This window comes from Ethanoligenens harbinense YUAN-3, from assembly GCF_000178115.2.
GTDB classification, from domain to species: Bacteria; Bacillota; Clostridia; order Oscillospirales; family Ethanoligenentaceae; genus Ethanoligenens; species Ethanoligenens harbinense.
Map to the genome: position 1 here is coordinate 2,161,267 of NC_014828.1, position 21,195 is coordinate 2,182,461.

The window sequence follows — 21,195 nt, forward strand, 5'->3', positions numbered from 1 at the left end:
CGCGCGGCACAATGCTAGTGTGCGCAGAGCGGCGGCAAAAATCGCAAAAAAAATCGGGCAGCCGGCGGTTATTTTGCCTTTTCATCCAATTCGAGGTGACGTACGCCGGCGGTGAAAGAACTCCTGCCCGTCCACATATACTAACAAACGAAAAGCGCATTTTTCATTTTTGGGAAACTGTTGAAAAACAAATCCGCACAACAGCAGTATTCCCACTGCACACGAAAAAAGCGCCGACCTGAACGGCGGCGCTTTCCATTTTGCGGAATATCAAAGATTACTGGCGATGGACGGATTCCATCTCGCCGATGGTGATGCCACGGACGTGCACGATGGGTTTCCACACATTGCTGCGCACGAAAAACGCGCGCAGATAGATAACCATCCATGTCAGGTAAAAATAGGGGAAATATACCACCGCCTTGCGCAGCCCGCGCAGATCCTCCGGCTTCTCGAACACCACGGTCATGAACGCCGCGCCGCAGAAGCTGCCCAGAATGCCCACGATAAGCACCAGATTGTTCAGCACGGAGGTACCGATAGGGAACACGCCAAGCACCGTCAGCGCGATGTAGACGAACGCGCTCACCGCGCCCAGCAGCGTGATGGGCAGCGTGAGCAGAAACATCAGCATATCGAATTTCACAAGGCTCGGGCGTCTTACAAACCCCCGGGACATGGGGCGAATGTATTTGCCCAGGCACTGCACGAAGCCGTTCGTCCAGCGGGTGCGCTGTGTCATCGACTGGCTCTGCGTCAGCGGCTGCTCGTCGAACACGCGGGCCGCCGGCACCCAAGCCACCCGTTCGCCCAGCATCACCGTCTGCATGGTGTATTCCAGATCCTCGGTGAGGGTACTGACATCATAGCCGTGCACGCGCAGATGGTCGGCCGCGATCATGAAGCCCGTGCCGTTGATGGACGCCGAAAGGCCCAGACAGGCGCGCGCATAGTTGGAAAACCGGTTCTGCATCCAGTAATAAATGGCGTGGCAGCCCGACACCCATGTGTCGAACGGGTTCTTGATGTCCCGGTAGCCCTGCGCCACCTTCACGCCGCCGCACAGCGCGCGGTTCATCTCCGTAAAGAAATTCTTTTCCACCAAATTATCAGCGTCGAAAACGCAGAAGGCATCGTAAACGTCCCGTTCCGCAAAAATTTTCTCAAAGGCGAATTTCAGCACATACCCCTTGCCGATTTCCGCGCGGTTAAACCGCTCGTAGACAATGGCGCCGGCCGCGCGCGCGGCATCCGCCGTACCGTCGGTGCAGTTGTCGGCTACCACGATCACATCAATCATCCCGTCGGGATATTCCTGCCTGCGGATGCTCTCGATGAGGTTGCAGATGACCTGCTCTTCATTGCGCGCGGCGATCAGCGCGGCAAAACGGTGACGGACCGGCACCTCCTGCTGCGGCTGGCTGTGCATCCGGATCGCCACAACGCTGACCGCCATCTGATACAGGAAAAAGGCGCATGTCGAAAAATTGAACAACAGCCAACAGTTGATCAGCCCGTTATAAAACCATGCCATGGAAAATCACCTCGTGCACAGCGGCGCAAACGCCGCACATGAAAAGAACGCGCGGCCTCCCCAAAACCGTGTCGGCCGCGTTTTTATCCATCACCCGATTATATCACATCGACGGCCATTTGTCGAGAGAGACACGTTCCTTTTCTTTCAAGTAATGGAGATTTCAAACGGCTGCCTGGCGCGGAAAACACAGATATGGGGAAAGCCCGCCTGTACGGCCAGCCGCATCCCTTCGTCGACGTGCGAACCCACGTCCTGCAGGGTGTGCGCGTCCGAACCGATGGTGAGAATTGTGCCGCCCAGGCTGCGGTAGAGCGAAAGCCCCCAGATATCCGGCATGGTCATGCCGTAGGCCTGCCGCAGACCGGAGGTGTTCAGTTCCAGCCCGATGCCCTTTTCAATCGCTTTGCGGAGCACGCGGGTGATCTGCCCCTCGAATTTCCGGACATCCACATTTTTCTTCTGCTCCCCGTTGATGTAGCGCAGCGGATAGGTCAGATGTGCGAGCACATCGAACTCTCCCCACTCCACCATATGCTCCATTTCCTCATAATACGCCGCCAGCAGCGCTTCGGGGTCCTGTTCTTCATAATCAAGGAATGCGAAATCGTCCACCCCTTTGATATGGTGCAGCGAGCCGAGTACGAAGTCGTATGGATGGGCGCGGATGACGTCGTGCGCCAGCTTGGTGTCATACATGACATTGCCGAGCTCGATGCCCTGCAAGATCTCCAGCCGGTCTTCAAAGACCTTTCTGGCCTTGAGAACATCGAAAAACGACTGACGCACCGAGCGGTCGTAACCGTCCACCTCATATCGGTCGATCTCGCAGTGATCGGTGACGGCGATGATGCCGATCCCCTTTTCAATGGCGCTGATGCAGATTTCGGTGGTGGAATGCTCCGCGTCGGGAGAATTGTCCGTATGGATATGCAAATCGGTGCGCATGCTTTTGCCTCCAAAAAAGCCGAACCGGCCGCCCAAACGCCCGACCCGCTCAAATTTTCTTTCAGTTTATGATGAGAAATGCATGAAAATGTGCTATGATAGGAAAGCGATTTGCGGCTGTCCGGCCATCGCCCCGCCTTCTTCATTATACACCATCCGGACGCCGCGCCAACTGCCGGAGCCGTATTTTTTGTAAAAACCCGGCTTTTTCCGGATTCCCGTCGGCATGCGTCCCGCCGTGCCGGGCGGCACACGGGCGCGTAAACTGTCCATTTCCGGCCTGCACGCTTTATGGCGCCCGCAGGCCGGCAGTCCCTTTACACAGGAGGTACGTATTTTTATGAAAGCCGTCATTACCGTCATCGGCAAGGATATGACCGGTATCATCGCCCGTGTGAGCAGCATCTGCTCCGAAAACAAGATCAACATCACGGAGGCCACGCAGTCGGTTCTGCAGGATGTGTTTGCCATGATTATGCTGGTGGACATGAGCTCCGCCCAGATCGACTGCGCCGGCCTGAGCGACAAAATGGACGGACTCGGCAAGGAAATGGGCCTGACCATCCATGTCATGCACGAAAATCTATTCAATTCTATGCACCGCATCTGAGCACCTGGCGGGTAATCTACTGGAGGGTTTTATACCATATGTTAAACGTTGGAGATATCTTGGAAACTGTGGAAATGATCGAGCACGACAACCTCGATATCCGCACCATCACCATGGGCATCTCGCTGTTCGACTGCTGCGATCCCGACATCGACAAGGCCTGCAATAAAATCTATGAAAAAATTGTGCGCAAGGCGGAAAAACTGGTAAAAACCGGGGAAGATATTGAAAAGGAATACGGCATTCCCATCATTCACAAACGCATTTCCGTCACGCCCATCTCGCTGATCGCATCCAGCTCCGGCAACCACGATTATGTCAAATACGCGCTGGCGCTGGACAAAGCGGCCAAAGCGGTGGGCGTCAACTTCCTCGGAGGCTACACCGCGCTGGTGCACAAGGGCTTTGCGGGCGCGGATTCCAAATTCATCGAGTCCATCCCCGAGGCGCTGGCCAGCACGGAATTTGTCTGCTCCTCCGTCAACGTGGGCACCACCAAGGCCGGCATCAATATGGACGCCGTGGCGCTGATGGGCCGCATTGTGCGTGAGTGCGCCGAGCGCACGGCCGACCGGCAATCCATCGCGGCAGCCAAACTGGTGGTATTCTGCAATGCACCGGAAGACAACCCCTTTATGGCGGGCGCGTTCCACGGTCCGGGCGAACCGGAAACCGTCATCAACGTGGGCGTGTCCGGTCCGGGCGTGGTGCGCGCGGCCCTGCAAAAGGCCGGCGACTGCGACCTGACCGGCGTGGCCGACTGCATCAAAAAGACCGCGTTCAAGATCACGCGCGTGGGCCAACTGGTGGCCAAAGAAGCCGCCCGTCGGCTCGGCGTGCCCTCGGGTATCGTGGACCTTTCTCTCGCGCCCACGCCCGCACGCGGCGACTCGGTGGCCCACATTCTTGAAGAAATGGGTTTGGAGTGCTGCGGCGGCGCCGGCACCACGGCGGCGCTGGCCCTGCTCAACGACGCGGTGAAAAAAGGCGGCGTGATGGCCTCCTCGCATGTAGGCGGCCTTTCCGGCGCGTTCATTCCCGTGACGGAAGACGCGGGCATGATCGCCGCGGCACGCTGCGGCGCGCTGCGCATTGAAAAACTGGAAGCCATGACCTCCGTCTGCTCGGTGGGGCTGGACATGATCGTCATCCCTGGCGACACGCCCGCAGAGGTCATTTCCGCCGTCATCGCGGACGAAGCCGCCATCGGCATGGTCAACAGCAAAACCACGGCCGTGCGCGTCATTCCCGCCATCGGCAAAACGGTGGGCGACGAACTGGAGTTCGGCGGCCTGCTCGGTTCCGGCCCGGTGATGGAAGTCAGCCGCTACTCTCCGGCCCGGCTGATTGCCCGCGGCGGCCGCCTCCCCGCCCCTATCCAGAGCTTAAAAAACTGACTAATATGTGCAGATTGGCCGAAAACAAATTTAGCCATTGTGAACATTGCAAAATAAAATAAAAAGTCTATCATAAGTAGCGTACGTGGGCGGTGCACCGCCCCGAATGAATGGAGGTACTGCCATGCAGGATATCATTCAAAAAATCATTGAAATCGATAAAATGGCACAGACTATGACGGCGGAAGCCCAGCAGCTTCGTTCCGAAGCGGAAACATCCATCCGCAAAGATAAGGACAAGCTGCGGGAAGAATATCTGGAGCGCGCGCGCAAGCGCATCGCCAAAACCGCCGCCACCGAAGAAGGGTTCCAGCAGCAGTCGCTCGCGGAAATCGAGAAGAAATACGCTGCAACCGCCGACACCCTGCGCGCGATGTATGAAAAAAATCATACGCAATGGGTCGATCAGCTTTTTAAAAAAGTGATTGGCGGGTGATGGCATGGCTGGTACATCGGATAGCATCGCACTTGCCACAAAGATCCACGCGATGTTCGGCAAGCGGATCACGGCGGACAATTACCGTGAACTGCTGCGCAAACAGAGCGTGGGCGAGATTGCCGTTTACCTCAAGCAGCAGACCAATTACAGCGATCTGCTGCACGATGTGAATGAATCCTCCGTGCACCGCGGGCAGCTCGAAAACGTGCTGCGCCGCGCAATCTACGAGGATTACACGCGGATGCTGGTCTACATTTCGCCGAACAACCGGAAGTTCTACCGGTTTTTCTTAGTGCGGATGGAGATCAACGAGATCCTCAGCTATCTGCGTTTCCTCAATGCGGGCCGCGAAACGGAATACCTGTTTTCGCTGCCCTCTTACTTCGCCGAGCATGCGGATTTTGATCTGTATGGCCTGGCAAAAGTCCGCAGCTTCGACGAGTTGCTCCGTCTGCTCGCCGACACGCCTTACGCCGACATCCTCAGGAATTATGACCCCGCGGGCGGCGACGCGCGCGACAGCGTACAGATCGACAACGCGTTTGAGCAGTATTACTACAAATACCTCAACCACGCCATCGAAAACAATTTCGCCGGGCAGGATAAAGACAAGCTCAAACGCGCCGTCGGCGTGGAAATTGATCTGCAAAACATCACACAGATCATCCGGCTCAAACGGTATTTCCATGCATCCCCCGATTACATCCGCTCCCTGCTCATTCCGCATACGGTGCGCATCAAGGCGGACGCGCTGAACAAAATGGTCGAAGCGCCCGATGCCGATGCCGCCTTGGCCATCCTCGCGGACACGGGCTATGCGGCGTTCTTCACACCGGGCAGCTTCGATTATATTGAGGAAGGCGCCAACCGCGCCGTCTACGCCTACAACAAAAAGCTGCTGGCCACTTCCAATTCTTCGGCCGTGGCCATGCTGGCCTACCTCAACCTCAAGCAGCTGGAGCTGCAGAACGTCATCACCATCATCGAAAGCGTGCGCTACGGCCTGCATCCGGCGGACACCGAAAAACTCCTGGTAGGCGTGACCGCCTGAGTTTTGCCCCGCGGATGACAGCGGCACACTTTTCATATTTTTTCAAGGAACCACGAAGGAGGCGGCTTTTGTATGGCGGTTGCCAAAATGAAGCTGGTCAACATCGTCGGTCGGCTCAAAGATTTCGACACGGTAGTGCAGCAGTGCTGTATCAACGGAAATTTTCACGTGGAGCAATCCGCCACGGCGCTCGAACACGTTGAGGAATTCCATCCCATCGATACAGTGAATCCTTATGAAAAGGATTTGCAAAAGAGCATCGATATCGGCGTTCACGCCAATATCCCCCTGCACTACAGCAATTTTGAACATCTGGATATGTCGACCGAGGAACTGAGCGCATACGTTTCCAAGGCGGGTTTCACACTCGACGCGCTGTACGCGCGTGTCCGCGATCTCACACAGGCAAGCGGGCGCTACAAACAGGTGCTGGTCCAACTGGAACACCTCAAAACGCTGCATGTCAGCCTGGACGACATTTTCAACTGTTCCTACATCGGGTTTCGCTTCGGCCGGCTGCCCAAAGACAGCTATCCGAAAGTCTATGCCGACCATGAGGGCGTTGAACTGTTGTTCGTCCCGCTTGAAGAGAGCGACCTTTTCTACTGGGGCTTTTATGTGGCTCGAAAGCCCCAACTTGCAGAAGCGGATGAGTTTTTCAATTCGCTGTATTTTGAGCGAATCCCCATCATCGAACAGGCGCACGGCACACCGTCGGAAGCGTCCGTAAAGATTCAGAAAGAGCTGGAAAAGACCGAAACCGAACGGCGGGATGCTGAAAAAGCCGTCGAAAAATACTGGACGGCCAACCGCGAAACGTTCCTCAAAGTTTACTCCAAGCTGCGCTATCTGCACGACAGTTTCGACCTGCGCAAATACGCATCGGAATACGATGACAATTTCTATATCTTCGGTTGGGTGCCGGAACAGGAAATTCCGCGTTTCACCAAGCAGTTCGACCGGTTCCCTCATGTGGACTGTGTCGTGGAAGGCATCGAGGAAGCGCCCGGCATCGAACCGCCAACCCATCTGGTCAACAATAAGATGGCGAAGCCGTATGAAGGCTATCTGGAGCTCTACGGCCTGCCGCTTTACAATGAGATTGACCCCACGCCGATCATGTCCATTACCTATTCGGTCATTTTCGGTATCATGTTCGGTGACATCGGGCAGGGCTTTGTCATTCTGTTGCTCGCACTGTTCATGAAGCTCAAGAAGAAGATGTTCTTAGGCGACATTCTGATCCGCTGCAGTATTTTCTCGATGATTTTCGGTTTTCTTTACAACTCGTTCTTCGGTTTTTCGGGTGAACGTGCCGTCCTGCCTCTCAACTTCAACCACGGCCAGTCCATCCTCCCGGTGGAAAACAGCGGCAACCTGATGTATGTGCTGCTGCTGTCGGTGGCCGGCGGCGCCTGTCTCATCATCTTTTGCATGGTGCTCAACATCATCAACGGTGTGCGGCAGAAAAACCCCGAAAAGACATTCTTCAGCCAGAACGGCGTAACCGGTCTGGTCTTCTATGTAGCCATCCTCATCGGCGTGGCGCTGATGATGTTCAAGGGCAGCAAACTCATCCTTAACCCGCTGTTCATCATCCTGCTGCTGGTGGTGCCGCTGCTCATCATCGCCTGCAAGGAACCGTTGGGGCGGCTCGTCGAGCACAAGAAAGACTGGGCGCCGCACAACATCGGCGAATTCATCATGCTGGCATTCTTTGAACTGTTCGACATCCTGCTTTCCTTTGTTTCCAACACCATTTCCTACATCAGGGTGGGGGCGTTCATCCTGAGCCACGCCGCCATGATGAGCGCCGTCTTTATCATCGCGCAGATGACCGGCAACAGCAACAACCCTATTGTGCTGATCGTCGGCAACCTGTTCGTCATCGGCCTGGAAGGGCTGATCGTGGGCATCCAGGGCTTGAGGCTCCAGTTCTACGAGATGTTCAGCCGCTTCTATGAAGGCGGCGGCAAAGCGTATGAGCCGGTGCGCATCCGGTATGAAAACTGACTGCCTGGACCGCACATGATTTTGCTTTTCCTTTATTCTTATTTTAATCCATAAACATTTTGGAGGAGAATTTTTATGTACTATCTGATTGCTTTGGGCCTGCTTGCCATCATCCTTGCCCCGCTGTTCGTCACCTACTACAACATGAAACGCGGTAAGAAAACCACCCATTCCAAACGTGCGCTCCTGTTTAACCTCGCTGCCTTCGCGGTCGTCTGCCTGACCGCCATCGTCCTGCCGCTGGGCGGCTTCGCTTCCGCCGCCACCACCGACAGCACCGGCCTTGCCACCGGTCTTGGCTATCTGGGCGCCGGCCTCTCCACCGGTCTGGCCTGCATCGGCGCCGGCGTGGGCGTCGGCCACGGCGCTGCGGCTGCCATCGGTGCGGTCACCGAGGACCCGAAGGTGTTTGGACGTGCGATGATCTTCGTGGTGCTTGGCGAAGGTATTGCGATCTATGGCCTGATCATCTCCTTCATGATCGTCGGCCGTCTGTAAGTAAAGTTGGTGAAGCGAAATGCGCTTTTACCTGATAAGCGATAATGTGGATACATTGGTGGGCATGCGGCTCACCGGCATTGAAGGCGTTGTGGTGCATGAGAAAAAAGAAGTGACCGAAGCCCTCCATGCCGCTATGGATAATCCCGACATCGGCATCGTTCTTGTAACGGAGAAGTTGGTGGCGCTCGTCCCCGACTTGGTCTATGACTTGAAACTCAACCGCAAGACCCCGCTGATTGTCGAGATTCCCGACCGGCACGGGTCCGGCCGCGCGCAGGACTCCATCACCCGCTATGTACGCGACGCCATTGGCGTAAAGATTTGAGGTGGGCGCAATGTCTGAAACAGATGTCAATCTGAAAAAATTCACTTCCGCAGTGCTCAACGACGCGGAACAGGAACGCGCAAAGATCCTTGCGGAAATCGAAGCCTACCGCCAGCAGGAACTGCAGCGCGCCGAAGAGGATGTGCTGCACGAAGCATATAATCTCATCCAAAGTGAGATCGCAAACATCCGTAACCAGCAGAGCCGCGCAATCTCGCTGGCCGAGCTGGAAGGCCGCCGCAAGCTGCTCCTGCTGCGCGAAGAGATCACGCAGAAAGTGTTCAAGGAAGCCGCCGAACGCATCGTGGCCTATACCCAAACCGACGCCTATTCCGAATGGCTGTGCGATGCCGTCAAGCAGAGCAGCGCCACCATGGCGGAAGGCGAACTGGTGATCGAGGTCAAGCGCGGGGAACACACCCCGGCAGCGAAACTGATTGCAGCCAGCGGGCGGAAAGCAACCGTACGGGAGGTGCCCGGCATCCTGATCGGCGGGTTCATCCTTGTCAACAACGAAAAAGGCTTTGTAATCGACGAAACGCTCGACCAGAAGCTGCAAAATGAAAAAGACTGGTTCGCCGCATCTTCGGGGCTCACCCTGAGACTCTGACGGGCCGGCTGTGCGCCTGCGGCCGCAGCGCATATTTTCAAGGCTTATTGAAGTAGGTGAAAAAATGGGTTCCAATAATGTGATTTACGGTATCAACGGCCCTGTTGTCACCGTGAAAGGTACCAAGGACTTCTCCATGCAGGAGATGGTGTATGTCGGCAAAAGCCGTCTGGTCGGCGAGATCATCGGCATCACCGACCAGTTCACCACCATCCAGGTCTATGAGCAGACCACCGGTCTGAAACCCGGCGAGCCCGTTTACAAGACCGACGCCCCGATGTCGGCCAACCTCGGCCCCGGCATCCTGACCAACATCTACGATGGTATTCAGCGCCCGCTGAAATACATTGAGAACAAATGCGGCCCGTTCATCGAAAAAGGGCTGGACGTGCCCGCACTGGATACCGAGAAAGAGTGGGACGTGACCGTCACCGTCAAGGTGGGCGATGAACTCAAAGGCGGCTTCATTTACGCCACCATCCCCGAAACCTCGCTCATCGAGCACCGGTGCATGGTGCCCCCGACGGTCTCCGGCAAAGTGGTAGCCGTGAAGCCGAACGGCAAATACAAGGTCAACGACACGGTCCTCACGCTGGAAAATGCGAAAGGCGAAAAACACGACCTCACGCTTTGCCACAAGTGGCCGATCCGTGTGGCGCGCCCGGCGGAAAAACGCATTCCCATCGACCGCCCGCTTATCACCGGCCAGCGTGTCATCGACGCCCTGTTCCCCATCGCCAAGGGCGGCACCGCCGCTATCCCGGGTGGTTTCGGAACCGGCAAGACGATGACCCAGCACCAGATCGCCAAATGGTGCGATGCCGACATCATCATTTATATCGGCTGCGGCGAGCGCGGCAACGAAATGACCGACGTGCTCGAAGAATTCGCCAAACTGATCGACCCGAAATCCAACAAACCGCTGACCGACCGCACCGTGCTGATCGCCAACACCTCCAACATGCCGGTGGCTGCGCGTGAAGCGTCCATTTACACCGGCATCACCCTCGCGGAATATTACCGCGACATGGGCTATCACGTCGCCATCATGGCCGACTCCACCTCCCGCTGGGCCGAGGCTCTGCGCGAGATCTCCGGCCGTCTGGAAGAGATGCCCGCGGAGGAAGGTTTCCCGGCATACCTGCCGTCCCGCCTGTCCGCGTTCTATGAACGCGCCGGCTATATGCACAACTTCAACGGCACAGAAGGTTCGGTCTCCATCATCGGTGCCGTTTCCCCGCAGGGCGGCGACCTTTCCGAACCGGTCACACAGAACACCAAACGTTTCATCCGCTGCTTCTGGGCACTGGACAAAGCGCTGGCCTACGCGCGCCACTATCCGGCCATCAACTGGATCTCCAGCTACAGCGAATATATCGCCGACCTCAAACCGTGGTTCGACGAAAACGTCAGCCCGGATTTCATCAAGTTCCGCAATGAGATCAACACCCTGCTGCACGAAGAAAATAAGCTGATGGAAATCGTCAAGCTCATCGGTTCCGACGTGCTGCCCGATGACCAGAAGCTGGTCATCGAGATCGCGCGCATCATCCGTGTCGGCTTCCTCCAGCAGAACGCGTTCCACGCCGAAGACACCTTTGTGCCCATCCAGAAACAGTTGAAGATGATGGAGATCATCCTGCATCTCTACCACCGCTCGAAAGAGATTGTGGCGGCGGCCATCCCCATCTCCAAAGTGCTGGAAACCGGGCTGTATGACAAGGTCGTCAAGATCAAATACGACATCCCCAACAACAAACTGGAACTGTTCGACGCATACAACAAGGAAATCGACGACACGTTTGACAAAATCATCGCCGGCGCAAAGGCAGCCAGCTGACCCCGACAGGTGCCGCGCCGTGCGGGTATCCCGCGCGGCGGCTGCCTGATCTTTCGATGCGCCTAACGCATGGAGGTTCATATGAGTCTTGAATATGTAGGCCTCAAAGAGATCAACGGCCCGTTGATTGCGCTTGACGGCGTCAAAGACACCGCCTTTGAAGAAATGGTGGATATTGCCCTTGACGACGGCACGCACAGAACCGGCCGTGTGATTCAGATTGAAGGCGAAAAAGCAATCATTCAGGTGTTTGAAGGCACGCAGAGCATTTCACTCACCAATACGCATACCCATTTTCAGGGCCGCCCGATGGAGATCGCCCTTTCCAAAGAAGTGCTCGGACGCATCTTCGACGGCGTCGGTCGCCCCATCGACGGCCTGGGCGAGATTTTCCCCGAGCAGCGCCGCGATATCAACGGCAACCCGATCAACCCGGTCTCCCGCATCTATCCCCGTAACTATATCCGCACCGGCATTTCGTCCATCGACGCGCTGATGACCCTGATTCGTGGCCAGAAGCTGCCGATCTTCTCCGGTTCCGGTATGCCGCACAACGAGCTGGCCGTGCAGATCGTACGCCAGTCGCAGATCGCGGCGGAGGAAGGCTCCGAATTCGCCATCGTGTTCGCCGCCATGGGCGTCAAGAACGACGTTGCGGACTATTTCCGCCGCTCGTTCGAGGAATCCGGCGTGCTCCAGCGCGTGGTCATGTTTCTCAACCTCTCCAACGACCCGATCATCGAACGTATCCTCACGCCGCGCTGCGCGCTGACGGTCGCCGAGTATCTGGCGTTTGAGAAAGACATGCACATCCTCGTCGTGATGACGGATATGACATCCTACGCCGAGGCTCTGCGTGAATTTTCCTCCTCCAAGGGCGAGATTCCGGGTCGTAAAGGGTTCCCGGGCTACCTCTACTCCGATCTGGCTTCGCTGTACGAGAGAGCCGGCATGATCAAGGGCCGCAAAGGTTCCGTCACGCAGATCCCCGTGCTCACGATGCCGAATGACGACATCACCCACCCGATTCCTGACCTCACCGGTTACATCACCGAGGGCCAGATCGTGTTGGATCGCAACCTCGACCAGACTGGCATCTACCCGCCGGTGGGCATCCTGCCTTCCCTGTCTCGTTTGATGAAAGACGGCATCGGCGAAGGCTATACCCGCGGCGACCACTCCGCCGTTTCCAACCAGTTGTTTGCCTCTTACGCCAAGGTGCAGGATGCGCGTTCGCTCGCCTCCGTTATTGGTGAAGAAGAGCTTTCGGCGGTTGATAAGAAATATCTGGAATTCGGCCGGAAATTCGAGAAATTCTTCGTTGGGCAGAGCGCAAATGAAAACCGCGCCATTGACTATACGCTCGATCTGGGCTGGAAACTGCTTTCCCTGCTGCCTAAAGAAGAACTCGACCGGGTGGACAGCAAACTGCTGGACAAATACTACAAACCCGAATCTGCAGAGGATCTGAAGGGGGAATAACGCATGGCGGAAACTGTATTCCCCACAAAAGGTAATCTGATCGCCATCAAGCGTTCCCTTTCGCTGGCGAAGCTCGGCTATGACCTGATGGATCGCAAGCGCAACATCCTCATCCGTGAGATGATGGGCTTGATCGACACAGCCAGCAAGGTACAGGGCCAGATTAACGACACCTATGCGCGCGCCTACAATGCGCTGCAAAAAGCCAATATCACGCTGGGCATCATCGACAACATTTCCAAAACGGTGCCCATCGAAACCGGCATCAATATCACGTCGCGGAGCGTGATGGGTGTGGAGATCCCCATCGTCACCTATGAGGACCAGGCACCCAAACCGTATTACAGTTTCTCCACCTCCAACTCCATGCTGGACGATGCCTATATCAGTTTCTACCATGTCAAGCAGCTTACGGCTGTGCTGGCAGAAATCGAAAACAGCGTCTACCGGCTGGCCAACTCCATCCGCAAGACACAACGCCGCGCCAATGCATTAAAGAACATCATCATCCCCCGTTTTGAGGAAAATGTGAAGTTCATCACCGAAGCGCTGGAAGAAAAAGAGCGTGAGGAATTCTCCCGCCAGAAGGTTATCGGCAAGACCAAAGAGCGCAAACGCCTCGAGGCCGCCGAACTCGAAAGCGAGACAAAAGCCGCGTCCTAAGCCAATCATGGAATGCAAAAAACCGCCGCTGCCAAGCTAAACTTGACAGCGGCGGTTTTTTATATAGTGTTTGGAACAGCCCCAACTATTGTATAAAGGAACAGCCGGTTTTGCATGTCCTCTTTAATGGAATGATTTTGCCAACTGCGCAATTTTGGTTTCAATCGTCTGGATAACCGAAAGGAATGCCTCATCGTTTTTACCGGTTGGGTCTGGAAGCCCCCAATCTTCACGGCGCTTGCAGGGCAGGTAGGGGCATTTCACATTGCAGCCCATCGTGATAACCACATCCACAGGAGGAATATCTGAAAGCAGCTTTGGATGCTGGTTTTCTTCCATATCGATCTTGTAAAGCTGCTTCATAATGCGAACCGCGTCAGGGTTGATACGGTCTTTTACCTCTGTCCCTGCAGAATAGCTTTCAAAAATATCATCGGCAAAATGTTTCCCAAGCGCTTCGGCAATCTGGCTGCGACAGGAATTGTGAACACAGATAAAAGCAACCTTGGGTTTACTCATATTCAAACCATCCTTTCGTATTGTTTGCAACCCAAATAAGCATAACTAGTACCTCAACGAGAACGCCGACTGTGGTCGCCAGTGCCACAGGGCTTTGTGCACCAAACAGTGCAATGGTGACAGCAAACGACCGTTCAAAGAAACCGGAGTGAAAAGATGATGACCAACGTCAGCAACAAGCCAGCGATGGTGATGTCACCAAATTTTGGAACATCCCTCTTTTCAAGGTGATCAAGCCCATGTTTTTGTGATATAACGGCGCGTGATTACCCCACCTATCCCAAGAAGGAACGCGACCATGGGCGTAAACACTATCAGGATAATCATATCGTTTTACTCGAAACGCTCAAGGAACGCCGGAATGCCCAAAAGAAATCTGCCGATCAACACGCCCGCTGCCATGCACAAAACAACCCCTATTGTCAGATACTTTTCAAAGAAGCTGATTACCATATTTTATTTTTTATATTCATGCCCCCAAGCATGACCGAAATGTCATCTGACCCGCTGCAGAATCTTCAAAACCTCTTCGGTTCTGAGGACTTTCCCGTAAGAAACCACTTTCCCGTCTACGACAAGGGCGGGCGTAGACATCACTCCATAGGCCGCGATCTGTGAAAAATCCGTTATGTGGTCTATTGCCGTGTCCATGCCGAGTTGCTCCAGTGCAGCTTTTGTTGCCGCTTCAAGCTGATTGCACTTGGCGCAGCCGCTGCCCAAAATCTTGATACGCGCACCCTCGGTTTTTTCATGTTCCGCCTTGGCCATACCCGTGGCATCACAGTTGCCGCAGCAGCGGGAGGAAGTTTCTTCCTTTTTCTTTCCATGGTTAAACAGTGACATATTCATACTCTCCTTTACAGTCAGCCGACGGTCTTTAGCAGCCGACGGAACCGTTGCCTGGCGTTCCAAACGCAGTTTTCAAAGCGGTTTTGACAAGTATTCCACCTATATGATAAACGTTTGAAGCGCATTAAAAACGTAACCTACTATAATAATTCCAACTGTACAGATAACAACAAACAGCGCCAGCAGCTTCGGTTTTACAGCTTTGCGAAGCATGATGATGGATGGCAGAGACAGCGTTGTGACAGCCATCATGAAAGACAGAATGGAGCCAAGCTGCGCCCCCTTATAGAACAGAGCCTCCGCAATAGGAATGGTGCCGAAAATATCGGCATATATCGGAACACCCACCAGCGTTGCCAGCAGGACGCCGAAAGGATTTTTGCTGCCAAGCACCGCTGCCACCCATTCCTCCGGAATCCAGTTGTGAATAACAGCGCCGATTCCCACACCGATCAGGATATAAGGAAACACCTTTTTGAAGGTGGTGAGCATTTGCTCTTTTGCATAAAGAATCCGATCTTTTTTCTTCAGGTCGGGCAGTTCAATATCCACACTTCCAGCCGTCAGGATAAAACTCTCCACGTACTTTTCCATATGCAGCTTCTCAATCAGCGTGCCCCCGATTACCGCAACAATCAGACCGACAACCACATAAAGGATTGCAACCTTCGCACCAAAAATACTCACCAGCAGAAGCAGAGAGCCAAGGTCCACCATCGGGGAGGAAATCAGGAACGAAAACGTCACGCCGACCGGAAGTCCTGCAGACGTGAAACCGATGAATAGTGGAATGGACGAACAGGAACAAAACGGTGTCACCGTACCCAGGAGCGCCGAAATGCAGTTCGCCCAGATACCATGAAAGCGCCCGAGTATTCTTTTGCTTCGTTCCGGCGGAAAGTAGCTTTGCAGATAGCTGATAACAAAGATCAGGAAGCACAGAAGCACGGTGATCTTTATGACATCATACAGAAAAAACTGGAGGCTCCCGATCCACCGGCTGTTCGTATCAAGCCCCAACGCGGAAAGACCTGTTTGGATCAGTCCGTCCAGCCATTTCATGCCCAAAATCTGATACTGGAAAAAATTCCAGATTGCCGTCCATATTTGCATTGCCGAAACATCCTCACTCTCAACAAAGGATCATTCACATCAAATATTTTTGATGTATCTTGCTCTTTAAAAGCCATCGTCACAATGGTTTTTCACTTATGCAGCAGTTGGTTGCTTCTATAACCGTATTCGGTGTTGTCAGCTCTTTCAGCAGAACAGCGGCATGAGCGCTGCCCGTTTTACTTATTTTGTAATGTGTCCATTTGCCCTCCTGCCGACTCTCCACCACACCTGACTCAACCAGGATCTTCATGTGGTAGGAAAGCCCCGACTGCCCCAAGTCCAACTGCTCCAACAAAACGCAGGCGCATTTTTCACCGCAGCGCAGCAATTCAAGTATCCTCAAACGTTTTTCGTCGCAAAATGCCTTGAAGACTTTTGCGTGTTCTTCATACGCCGTTGCCAACCCATCACCTCATATCAAAATTATTTGATCTGTTATCAGTATAGACGTCAAATCAAATTTTGTCAATATGAATTGCAAAATATCTGCACAACCCTCGGGCCATGCAACATCCCAGCGAATTTTTGTACATAAAAATAAAAAAACAGCTCAAAACCTTCGTTTTAAGCCGTTTCTGGTGGAGATAAGCGGGATCGAACCGCTGACCTCCTGCATGCCATGCAGGCGCTCTCCCAGCTGAGCTATACCCCCAAAAGCAGTGCCACTCGCAAGCGGCTTAATTAGTATAGCACTCTCTAAAATGAAAAGCAAGCACTTTTTGCGCTTTTTTCATCTTTTTAGACATCTTCTAAAATTTCCTGCACGCGGCCGACCTGATTGCCTTCTTCCAGCATCACCTTGATGCCATGGGGATGTGTCGGGCTGTTTGTCAGGATACGCCGCACATGCCCGCGGGTGCGTTTCCCTGTGGGCTGGTCTTTTTTCAGCACAATATCCACCAACGCACCAATATGGATATTGCTGCGGATCTTTCCATCCATTCGGGCTTTTCCTCCTTGAACAATACAGAAACAGGCGCGTCAGCCCTGCCCTGTCAGCTTAACGGCCGCCTGCGGCAGATAACGCAGGCGACCCTCCAGCCTTGTGGATTCCATCAGACAAATTGTGTCCACCTGCTGCGAAAGGGCCGGCACTTCCAGCATATCCGGATCGTACGCATGCGGGAGCACCACGCGCCTGCCAAGCGTGATATGCGGCGTATAAGGGCGGTTTTCCAGCATAAAGCCGGCGGCCCGCAGCCGGCCGCAAATCCTTGCCTGCAAGCCTGTCAGCGCCTCGTTTGCCTGCACGCCCATCCAGACCACATCGCCGCCCCGCCCGGGAAAGCGTCCCCATCCGCCAAGTACGAGTGTGAACGATCCGCCCGCTTCCTCACGCATAGCCTGTTCCACCAGGTCCGGGCGGGCGGTCTCGCCCAGGAACGCCAACGTCAGATGCAGGTTTTCCCGAGCCGTAAAATGCCCGCGCAGCGCGGCGGATTCCAGACGCCCCACGGCATCCATGATCTGCTTTGCAACATCCGGCTCAAACAAAACGGCAATGAACGTTCGCATGATCTCTCACCTAATTTCCCTCTGCACACCCACAACAGTTGCTTCGGTATTTTGGTCGACAAAATCCAGCACATGGTCCAGAATGCTGTCGGCCTGCACGGCGGAATCGGTCACGCAGGCAATACCCAGCACGGCCAACTGGTGGATATCCTGCTCCGCCACCTCGGCGACGGACACATTGAACACATGCCGCAGCTTGGCAAGAAGGCTTTTGACAACCATGCGCTTTTCCTTGAGCGAATGTGCCCAAGGGATATGCAGCCGTATTTCCAGCACGCCGATTTGCATCCTCACAACCTCGATTGATCTAATTTGACCCGCCGCGCGACAGCTTGCGCCCGCAGCCCATTTGGGTTGAACCCATTGTACTACATCCGGCGTGCTTCGTCAAAACCGCCCACAACACCCCCGCATACGCCGCCGGACAGCGGGCATACGGGGGTGTTGTGGGCGGTCACTCAATCAATAAAATAGCAGCTTGTCCACTGCTGTTTGCATTTCTTCTTCAAAACCACCGCATACTCGGCTAGCTGGTATACATCCTGGAAACAGCGGGAGCTATTGGTCACCCCTGCGATTGAGATGCTCATGATGGGGTACTGCTCCACCTCATTCCTGCGGTTTTTGGCAATGATAAATCCCTTTTGCAGATCTTCTTGTACGTAGAATTCCCGCACCTTTTTGTCAAACTCCGCAATGATCTTCTGGCAATAGATGTCCACGTCATATGTCCGGAAAATGGCGATGAAGTCATCTCCGCCCACATGCCCGACAAACGTGTCCCGCGGCACACAATGCTCCAGGCTGCGCGCCAACATCCCGATAATGCCGTCGCCCTTTTCAAACCCATAGACATCATTGTAGGCTTTGAAATTGTCGATATCGATGTAGAGGACCGCATATCGCTGCGCATTCTTGATACAGTCGCCAAGGTTTTGCTCGATCAGCATATTGCCCGGCAGGCCCGTCAGCGGATTTTGGTGCCTGGCATTGGATACCTCGATCTCCGTCGTCTTTTCCAGCAGTGTTTTGATGGTAACGATGCCCGCATACCGGCCGCCGTTGGTCACCACGATGCAGTCATACAGCTTACCGGTGGGGCGGGACATCGCCATCTTGGACACCACATCGATCGGCATCTGATGGTCTACGATCAGCGGATGCTTGTCCATAATCAGAGAAATCGGCCGACGGGCATGCAGACTGAAACCGAACGGGCCGCTCATCATGTGGTCGATGTGCGTTTTGGTCACCAAGCCCTCCACCACGCCGTGGTTCACCACCGTGATGCCCAGCAACGCGCTGTCTTTTAAGAAGATCTGGTAAACGTCTTCAGACAGCGTATCCGACGAGACCGTGTGGCTGTTGTAGCAGAGATTCCCAATGTAGATATTGGAGAGGTAATGGTAATACGTGTGGTTCTTGTGCTCGTTGCGGATACGGATTGCTTCGAGCACCTCCGGCACGACCTCGCAGACGCGCGGCTGCGGCCGCTGGATGAAATAGCCCTGCCCGTAATGTACGCCGATATCGATAAGGGTGTCCAGCTCTTCTTCCCGCTCAATTCCTTCGGCAATGAGGGATATCTCCGTCAGGCGGCTGAATTCGTACAGGCTTTTGACCATCGCCCTCTTATATCCATCCTGATCGATATCGCGGATCAGCTGGATGTCCAGTTTGATATAATGAGGGCGAACATCGGTAATGAGGTTCAGGCCCGAATACCCGGCACCCGCGTCGTCGATCGCGATTTTATAATCCTGCCGCTTATAATACTCTATGGTATTTTTGAACCCGTCAAAATCTTTGATGATGCTGCGCTCGGTAATTTCAAAATGCAGATTTCCCGGAGAAAGTCCGAACGGCTTGAGGTAATCCGCCGTAAAGCCTTGTTGGAATTTGGTATCGTGGATGGTGGCCGGATTGACATTCAAAAACAGCTTGATCCCCGCCTGCAGGCACATCACCGTTTCCAGCGCTCTGGTGCGGCATAAATTTTCCAGTTCCCAAAGCCGCCCGTATGTTTCTGCAGCCGCAAAAAGCGCCGTCGGCATACGCAACACCGAGTTTACGGGGCCGCGGGACAAAGCCTCATACCCCAGCACCGACCCGTCCCGCAGGGATATAATGGGCTGAAAATAGGTCTGAATGTCCCGCTCTGCCAGTATCTTGTTCAGCTCATCCTGGACCGAACGTTTCTGTTCCATTTTATCAACGCTGCCATACGTCTGCAACAAGAAACAACATCCTTTTCCGTCCATCTGCATGATACGAGCTTAATCGTATTATACACCCCCCTCCTTACAATAGAAAGCAAATATTTCCAACATAAATGTAATATTTGTGTAAAGCCCGGCAGACGAGGCGGCCGGTTCTGCCGACGGCGCGCCCCCGCGCAGAGCAGCCTGCTCAGGAAATATAAAACGATGCGGAAACGACCGCAAAAGCAAACACCAGCCACCCGGCTGCCGGAACGGCCCACCGCGCGGCCGCCGGACACCGGCGGCGCAGGCGGACAACTGCCAGCCCCAGAAACCCCGCGCCGGAAAACAGCGTCGGTACGATATAACGGAAGTCCATGGTGCAACCGAACGGATATTTGAGATTGAACACCAAAAACGAACCCATCTGCAGAATCCACAGGCCGCCAAGCAGAAAACGGGGCAGACGCGGCATCTCTTCGGCGCGCAGCACCCAGACCGTCGCGATGAGCGACAATACAATCAGCACCAGGTTCAGCATGAGAAGGGGCGCGGCATATACCAGCCCGCTCGTAAAGGTAAATTCCCCGAACATGGAGTTCTTCACCAGATAGAGCCACAGGTTGTAATCTCCGTAAGGATTGCAGAAAAAGCTGGTGAACAACTGCCACACAGGGAACGACAAAAACCGGGAGGCAAAACTGTGCCAGCCGATATAAAGCGGCCCGTTGGTGCTCATCGGTAACACATAACCGAACGGCTGGCCGAAAAGCAGCCAGTTGCGCACCGCATACCAAAGCCCCAGCGGCAGGCAAACCAGCGCAAACAGACCGAACTGCGCGATCCGTTTCCTGCGGTCGGCCGCCGACCGCTGCTGCCACAGCGCCGCCAGAAAAACGCCCGCCGTCAGCGGCGCGACCATCACGCCCGAAACCTTGGTGGTAACCGCCAGTGCGATCACCACCGCCAGCGCCAAAATATTGCGCACTGTTTGGTTTTTGTACCACTTTACGGTGTATAATAGGGATACGGCCATCCAGAAAACCATCAGCATATCATTGTTGATGCTGGCCGAAAGGATAAAAAACGTGGGGTGGAACGCAAGCACCGCCATTGCAATCAGTGTGGCCCTGCGCGGGAAATCCAGCTCCCGGAAAAAGCGCCGGCACACCACCAGCAGCGCGCAGGATGCAAAAGCCGGAACCAGTTTGGCCGCCTCAAACAGCGCCGTGATGCTTTTCCCAGGCGCCAGCAGCGCATACCCTTTCATCACCATCGCGTCCAGAAAAAACGCTACCGGCGGATGATAAAACAGGCCGGCATTGGTCGAAGGCAGACGGCCATAGAGAAAGATCGTGGCGACATAGCCCGCGTTCTGAGAACCGAAAACGGTACCGATATCATGCCCGCGCAGATCATAAGGCGTATACAACATGTATCCGATGCGCAGTACCAGCCCCGCCGCAACGATCGCCGCGAGCAAGCGGGACGTGCTGAGCCGCCTGTGGATGAACCAATAGCCCGTCAGCAGCCCAAGTGCCCCCAAAACAGCCAGCATTCCCGTTTTGATCCACGTTGTGGG

23 protein-coding genes and 1 tRNA gene are annotated in these 21,195 nt (G+C 54.7%); 11 read left to right on the forward strand and 13 right to left on the reverse strand.

Annotation, left to right across the window (positions count from 1 at the left end):
- Nucleotides 1-277 precede the first annotated feature (277 nt).
- From ETHHA_RS10085 to ETHHA_RS15620, 3 genes are all read right to left on the reverse strand, one after another.
- The gene (locus ETHHA_RS10085; RefSeq protein WP_013485876.1) at nucleotides 278-1,534 is read right to left on the reverse strand and encodes a glycosyltransferase family 2 protein; all 1,257 of its coding nucleotides are present in this window, start codon (nucleotides 1,532-1,534) and stop codon (nucleotides 278-280) included.
- A gap of 147 nt (nucleotides 1,535-1,681) precedes the next feature.
- Nucleotides 1,682-2,482, reverse strand: a complete 801-nt coding sequence (locus tag ETHHA_RS10090; protein ID WP_013485877.1) for a histidinol-phosphatase HisJ family protein — start codon at nucleotides 2,480-2,482, stop codon at nucleotides 1,682-1,684.
- A gap of 93 nt (nucleotides 2,483-2,575) precedes the next feature.
- On the reverse strand, nucleotides 2,576-2,755 hold the full coding sequence (locus ETHHA_RS15620; protein WP_137143884.1) for a hypothetical protein: 180 nt from the start codon (nucleotides 2,753-2,755) through the stop codon (nucleotides 2,576-2,578).
- Between the two features lie 67 nt (nucleotides 2,756-2,822).
- Between ETHHA_RS15620 and ETHHA_RS10095 the strand changes: the two genes are divergently transcribed.
- The 11 genes from ETHHA_RS10095 to ETHHA_RS10145 all read left to right on the forward strand — a co-directional run bounded on the left by ETHHA_RS10095 (nucleotide 2,823) and on the right by ETHHA_RS10145 (nucleotide 13,413).
- Entirely contained in the window at nucleotides 2,823-3,092 is a 270-nt protein-coding gene (locus ETHHA_RS10095) for an ACT domain-containing protein (protein ID WP_013485878.1), read from the forward strand.
- Between the two features lie 38 nt (nucleotides 3,093-3,130).
- Nucleotides 3,131-4,489: a PFL family protein gene (locus tag ETHHA_RS10100; protein WP_013485879.1), complete on the forward strand. Its 1,359-nt coding sequence runs from the start codon at nucleotides 3,131-3,133 to the stop codon at nucleotides 4,487-4,489.
- A 124-nt stretch (nucleotides 4,490-4,613) separates the two neighbouring features.
- On the forward strand, nucleotides 4,614-4,925 hold the full coding sequence (locus ETHHA_RS10105) for a hypothetical protein (RefSeq protein WP_013485880.1): 312 nt from the start codon (nucleotides 4,614-4,616) through the stop codon (nucleotides 4,923-4,925).
- A 4-nt stretch (nucleotides 4,926-4,929) separates the two neighbouring features.
- Nucleotides 4,930-5,979 (forward strand): V-type ATPase subunit, encoded by a 1,050-nt coding sequence (locus ETHHA_RS10110; RefSeq protein WP_013485881.1) that lies wholly within the window; start codon nucleotides 4,930-4,932, stop codon nucleotides 5,977-5,979.
- 72 nt (nucleotides 5,980-6,051) lie between these two features.
- A complete protein-coding gene (locus ETHHA_RS10115) occupies nucleotides 6,052-7,992 on the forward strand; it encodes a V-type ATP synthase subunit I (protein ID WP_013485882.1) in 1,941 nt (646 codons plus the stop codon).
- Between the two features lie 75 nt (nucleotides 7,993-8,067).
- Nucleotides 8,068-8,490 carry an ATP synthase subunit C gene (locus ETHHA_RS10120; protein WP_013485883.1) on the forward strand — a complete coding sequence of 141 codons (423 nt, stop codon included), beginning with the start codon at nucleotides 8,068-8,070 and terminating at the stop codon, nucleotides 8,488-8,490.
- A gap of 19 nt (nucleotides 8,491-8,509) precedes the next feature.
- Nucleotides 8,510-8,818 carry a V-type ATP synthase subunit F gene (locus tag ETHHA_RS10125; protein ID WP_013485884.1) on the forward strand — a complete coding sequence of 103 codons (309 nt, stop codon included), beginning with the start codon at nucleotides 8,510-8,512 and terminating at the stop codon, nucleotides 8,816-8,818.
- 10 nt (nucleotides 8,819-8,828) lie between these two features.
- On the forward strand, nucleotides 8,829-9,428 hold the full coding sequence (locus ETHHA_RS10130) for a V-type ATP synthase subunit E (RefSeq protein WP_013485885.1): 600 nt from the start codon (nucleotides 8,829-8,831) through the stop codon (nucleotides 9,426-9,428).
- Nucleotides 9,429-9,492: 64 nt separating this feature from the next.
- Entirely contained in the window at nucleotides 9,493-11,268 is a 1,776-nt protein-coding gene (locus ETHHA_RS10135) for a V-type ATP synthase subunit A (protein ID WP_013485886.1), read from the forward strand.
- Between the two features lie 81 nt (nucleotides 11,269-11,349).
- The gene (locus tag ETHHA_RS10140) at nucleotides 11,350-12,750 is read left to right on the forward strand and encodes a V-type ATP synthase subunit B (protein WP_013485887.1); all 1,401 of its coding nucleotides are present in this window, start codon (nucleotides 11,350-11,352) and stop codon (nucleotides 12,748-12,750) included.
- 3 nt (nucleotides 12,751-12,753) lie between these two features.
- Nucleotides 12,754-13,413 carry a V-type ATP synthase subunit D gene (locus tag ETHHA_RS10145; protein ID WP_013485888.1) on the forward strand — a complete coding sequence of 220 codons (660 nt, stop codon included), beginning with the start codon at nucleotides 12,754-12,756 and terminating at the stop codon, nucleotides 13,411-13,413.
- Nucleotides 13,414-13,536: 123 nt separating this feature from the next.
- On the opposite strand, the gene ETHHA_RS10150 is transcribed toward ETHHA_RS10145, so the two are convergent.
- The 10 genes from ETHHA_RS10150 to ETHHA_RS10195 all read right to left on the reverse strand — a co-directional run bounded on the left by ETHHA_RS10150 (nucleotide 13,537) and on the right by ETHHA_RS10195 (nucleotide 21,171).
- Entirely contained in the window at nucleotides 13,537-13,932 is a 396-nt protein-coding gene (locus ETHHA_RS10150; RefSeq protein ID WP_013485889.1) for an arsenate reductase ArsC, read from the reverse strand.
- 495 nt (nucleotides 13,933-14,427) lie between these two features.
- Nucleotides 14,428-14,775, reverse strand: a complete 348-nt coding sequence (locus ETHHA_RS10155; protein WP_013485890.1) for a thioredoxin family protein — start codon at nucleotides 14,773-14,775, stop codon at nucleotides 14,428-14,430.
- Nucleotides 14,776-14,880: 105 nt separating this feature from the next.
- Nucleotides 14,881-15,894: a permease gene (locus ETHHA_RS10160; RefSeq protein ID WP_013485891.1), complete on the reverse strand. Its 1,014-nt coding sequence runs from the start codon at nucleotides 15,892-15,894 to the stop codon at nucleotides 14,881-14,883.
- A gap of 79 nt (nucleotides 15,895-15,973) precedes the next feature.
- On the reverse strand, nucleotides 15,974-16,300 hold the full coding sequence (locus ETHHA_RS10165; protein ID WP_013485892.1) for an ArsR/SmtB family transcription factor: 327 nt from the start codon (nucleotides 16,298-16,300) through the stop codon (nucleotides 15,974-15,976).
- Between the two features lie 173 nt (nucleotides 16,301-16,473).
- Nucleotides 16,474-16,549, reverse strand: a tRNA-Ala gene (locus ETHHA_RS10170).
- 86 nt (nucleotides 16,550-16,635) lie between these two features.
- Nucleotides 16,636-16,839: a YwbE family protein gene (locus ETHHA_RS10175; RefSeq protein ID WP_013485893.1), complete on the reverse strand. Its 204-nt coding sequence runs from the start codon at nucleotides 16,837-16,839 to the stop codon at nucleotides 16,636-16,638.
- 39 nt (nucleotides 16,840-16,878) lie between these two features.
- Nucleotides 16,879-17,412 (reverse strand): RNA 2',3'-cyclic phosphodiesterase, encoded by a 534-nt coding sequence (thpR, locus tag ETHHA_RS10180; RefSeq protein WP_013485894.1) that lies wholly within the window; start codon nucleotides 17,410-17,412, stop codon nucleotides 16,879-16,881.
- Nucleotides 17,413-17,418: 6 nt separating this feature from the next.
- Nucleotides 17,419-17,700: a DUF503 domain-containing protein gene (locus tag ETHHA_RS10185; RefSeq protein WP_013485895.1), complete on the reverse strand. Its 282-nt coding sequence runs from the start codon at nucleotides 17,698-17,700 to the stop codon at nucleotides 17,419-17,421.
- Nucleotides 17,701-17,870: 170 nt separating this feature from the next.
- A complete protein-coding gene (locus tag ETHHA_RS10190) occupies nucleotides 17,871-19,649 on the reverse strand; it encodes a GGDEF domain-containing protein (RefSeq protein ID WP_013485896.1) in 1,779 nt (592 codons plus the stop codon).
- A gap of 172 nt (nucleotides 19,650-19,821) precedes the next feature.
- Nucleotides 19,822-21,171 carry a phospholipid carrier-dependent glycosyltransferase gene (locus tag ETHHA_RS10195; protein WP_159033368.1) on the reverse strand — a complete coding sequence of 450 codons (1,350 nt, stop codon included), beginning with the start codon at nucleotides 21,169-21,171 and terminating at the stop codon, nucleotides 19,822-19,824.
- Nucleotides 21,172-21,195: the final 24 nt, after the last annotated feature.

Excerpts from the sequence above, each read along its gene's own strand:
- ETHHA_RS10145 (WP_013485888.1), top strand. The coding sequence starts at position 12,754 with ATGGCGGAAACTGTATTCCCCACAAAAGGTAATCTGATCGCCATCAAG.
- ETHHA_RS10090 (WP_013485877.1), bottom strand. The coding sequence starts at position 2,482 with ATGCGCACCGATTTGCATATCCATACGGACAATTCTCCCGACGCGGAG.
- ETHHA_RS10155 (WP_013485890.1), bottom strand. The coding sequence starts at position 14,775 with ATGTCACTGTTTAACCATGGAAAGAAAAAGGAAGAAACTTCCTCCCGC.
- ETHHA_RS10115 (WP_013485882.1), top strand. The coding sequence starts at position 6,052 with ATGGCGGTTGCCAAAATGAAGCTGGTCAACATCGTCGGTCGGCTCAAA.
- ETHHA_RS10120 (WP_013485883.1), top strand. The coding sequence starts at position 8,068 with ATGTACTATCTGATTGCTTTGGGCCTGCTTGCCATCATCCTTGCCCCG.
- ETHHA_RS10150 (WP_013485889.1), bottom strand. The coding sequence starts at position 13,932 with ATGAGTAAACCCAAGGTTGCTTTTATCTGTGTTCACAATTCCTGTCGC.
- ETHHA_RS10140 (WP_013485887.1), top strand. The coding sequence starts at position 11,350 with ATGAGTCTTGAATATGTAGGCCTCAAAGAGATCAACGGCCCGTTGATT.
- thpR (WP_013485894.1), bottom strand. The coding sequence starts at position 17,412 with ATGCGAACGTTCATTGCCGTTTTGTTTGAGCCGGATGTTGCAAAGCAG.
- ETHHA_RS10135 (WP_013485886.1), top strand. The coding sequence starts at position 9,493 with ATGGGTTCCAATAATGTGATTTACGGTATCAACGGCCCTGTTGTCACC.
- ETHHA_RS10095 (WP_013485878.1), top strand. The coding sequence starts at position 2,823 with ATGAAAGCCGTCATTACCGTCATCGGCAAGGATATGACCGGTATCATC.
- ETHHA_RS15620 (WP_137143884.1), bottom strand. The coding sequence starts at position 2,755 with ATGGACAGTTTACGCGCCCGTGTGCCGCCCGGCACGGCGGGACGCATG.
- ETHHA_RS10100 (WP_013485879.1), top strand. The coding sequence starts at position 3,131 with ATGTTAAACGTTGGAGATATCTTGGAAACTGTGGAAATGATCGAGCAC.
- ETHHA_RS10185 (WP_013485895.1), bottom strand. The coding sequence starts at position 17,700 with ATGCAAATCGGCGTGCTGGAAATACGGCTGCATATCCCTTGGGCACAT.
- ETHHA_RS10125 (WP_013485884.1), top strand. The coding sequence starts at position 8,510 with ATGCGCTTTTACCTGATAAGCGATAATGTGGATACATTGGTGGGCATG.
- ETHHA_RS10105 (WP_013485880.1), top strand. The coding sequence starts at position 4,614 with ATGCAGGATATCATTCAAAAAATCATTGAAATCGATAAAATGGCACAG.
- ETHHA_RS10160 (WP_013485891.1), bottom strand. The coding sequence starts at position 15,894 with ATGCAAATATGGACGGCAATCTGGAATTTTTTCCAGTATCAGATTTTG.
- ETHHA_RS10175 (WP_013485893.1), bottom strand. The coding sequence starts at position 16,839 with ATGGATGGAAAGATCCGCAGCAATATCCATATTGGTGCGTTGGTGGAT.
- ETHHA_RS10085 (WP_013485876.1), bottom strand. The coding sequence starts at position 1,534 with ATGGCATGGTTTTATAACGGGCTGATCAACTGTTGGCTGTTGTTCAAT.
- ETHHA_RS10110 (WP_013485881.1), top strand. The coding sequence starts at position 4,930 with ATGGCTGGTACATCGGATAGCATCGCACTTGCCACAAAGATCCACGCG.
- ETHHA_RS10130 (WP_013485885.1), top strand. The coding sequence starts at position 8,829 with ATGTCTGAAACAGATGTCAATCTGAAAAAATTCACTTCCGCAGTGCTC.
- ETHHA_RS10195 (WP_159033368.1), bottom strand. The coding sequence starts at position 21,171 with ATGCTGGCTGTTTTGGGGGCACTTGGGCTGCTGACGGGCTATTGGTTC.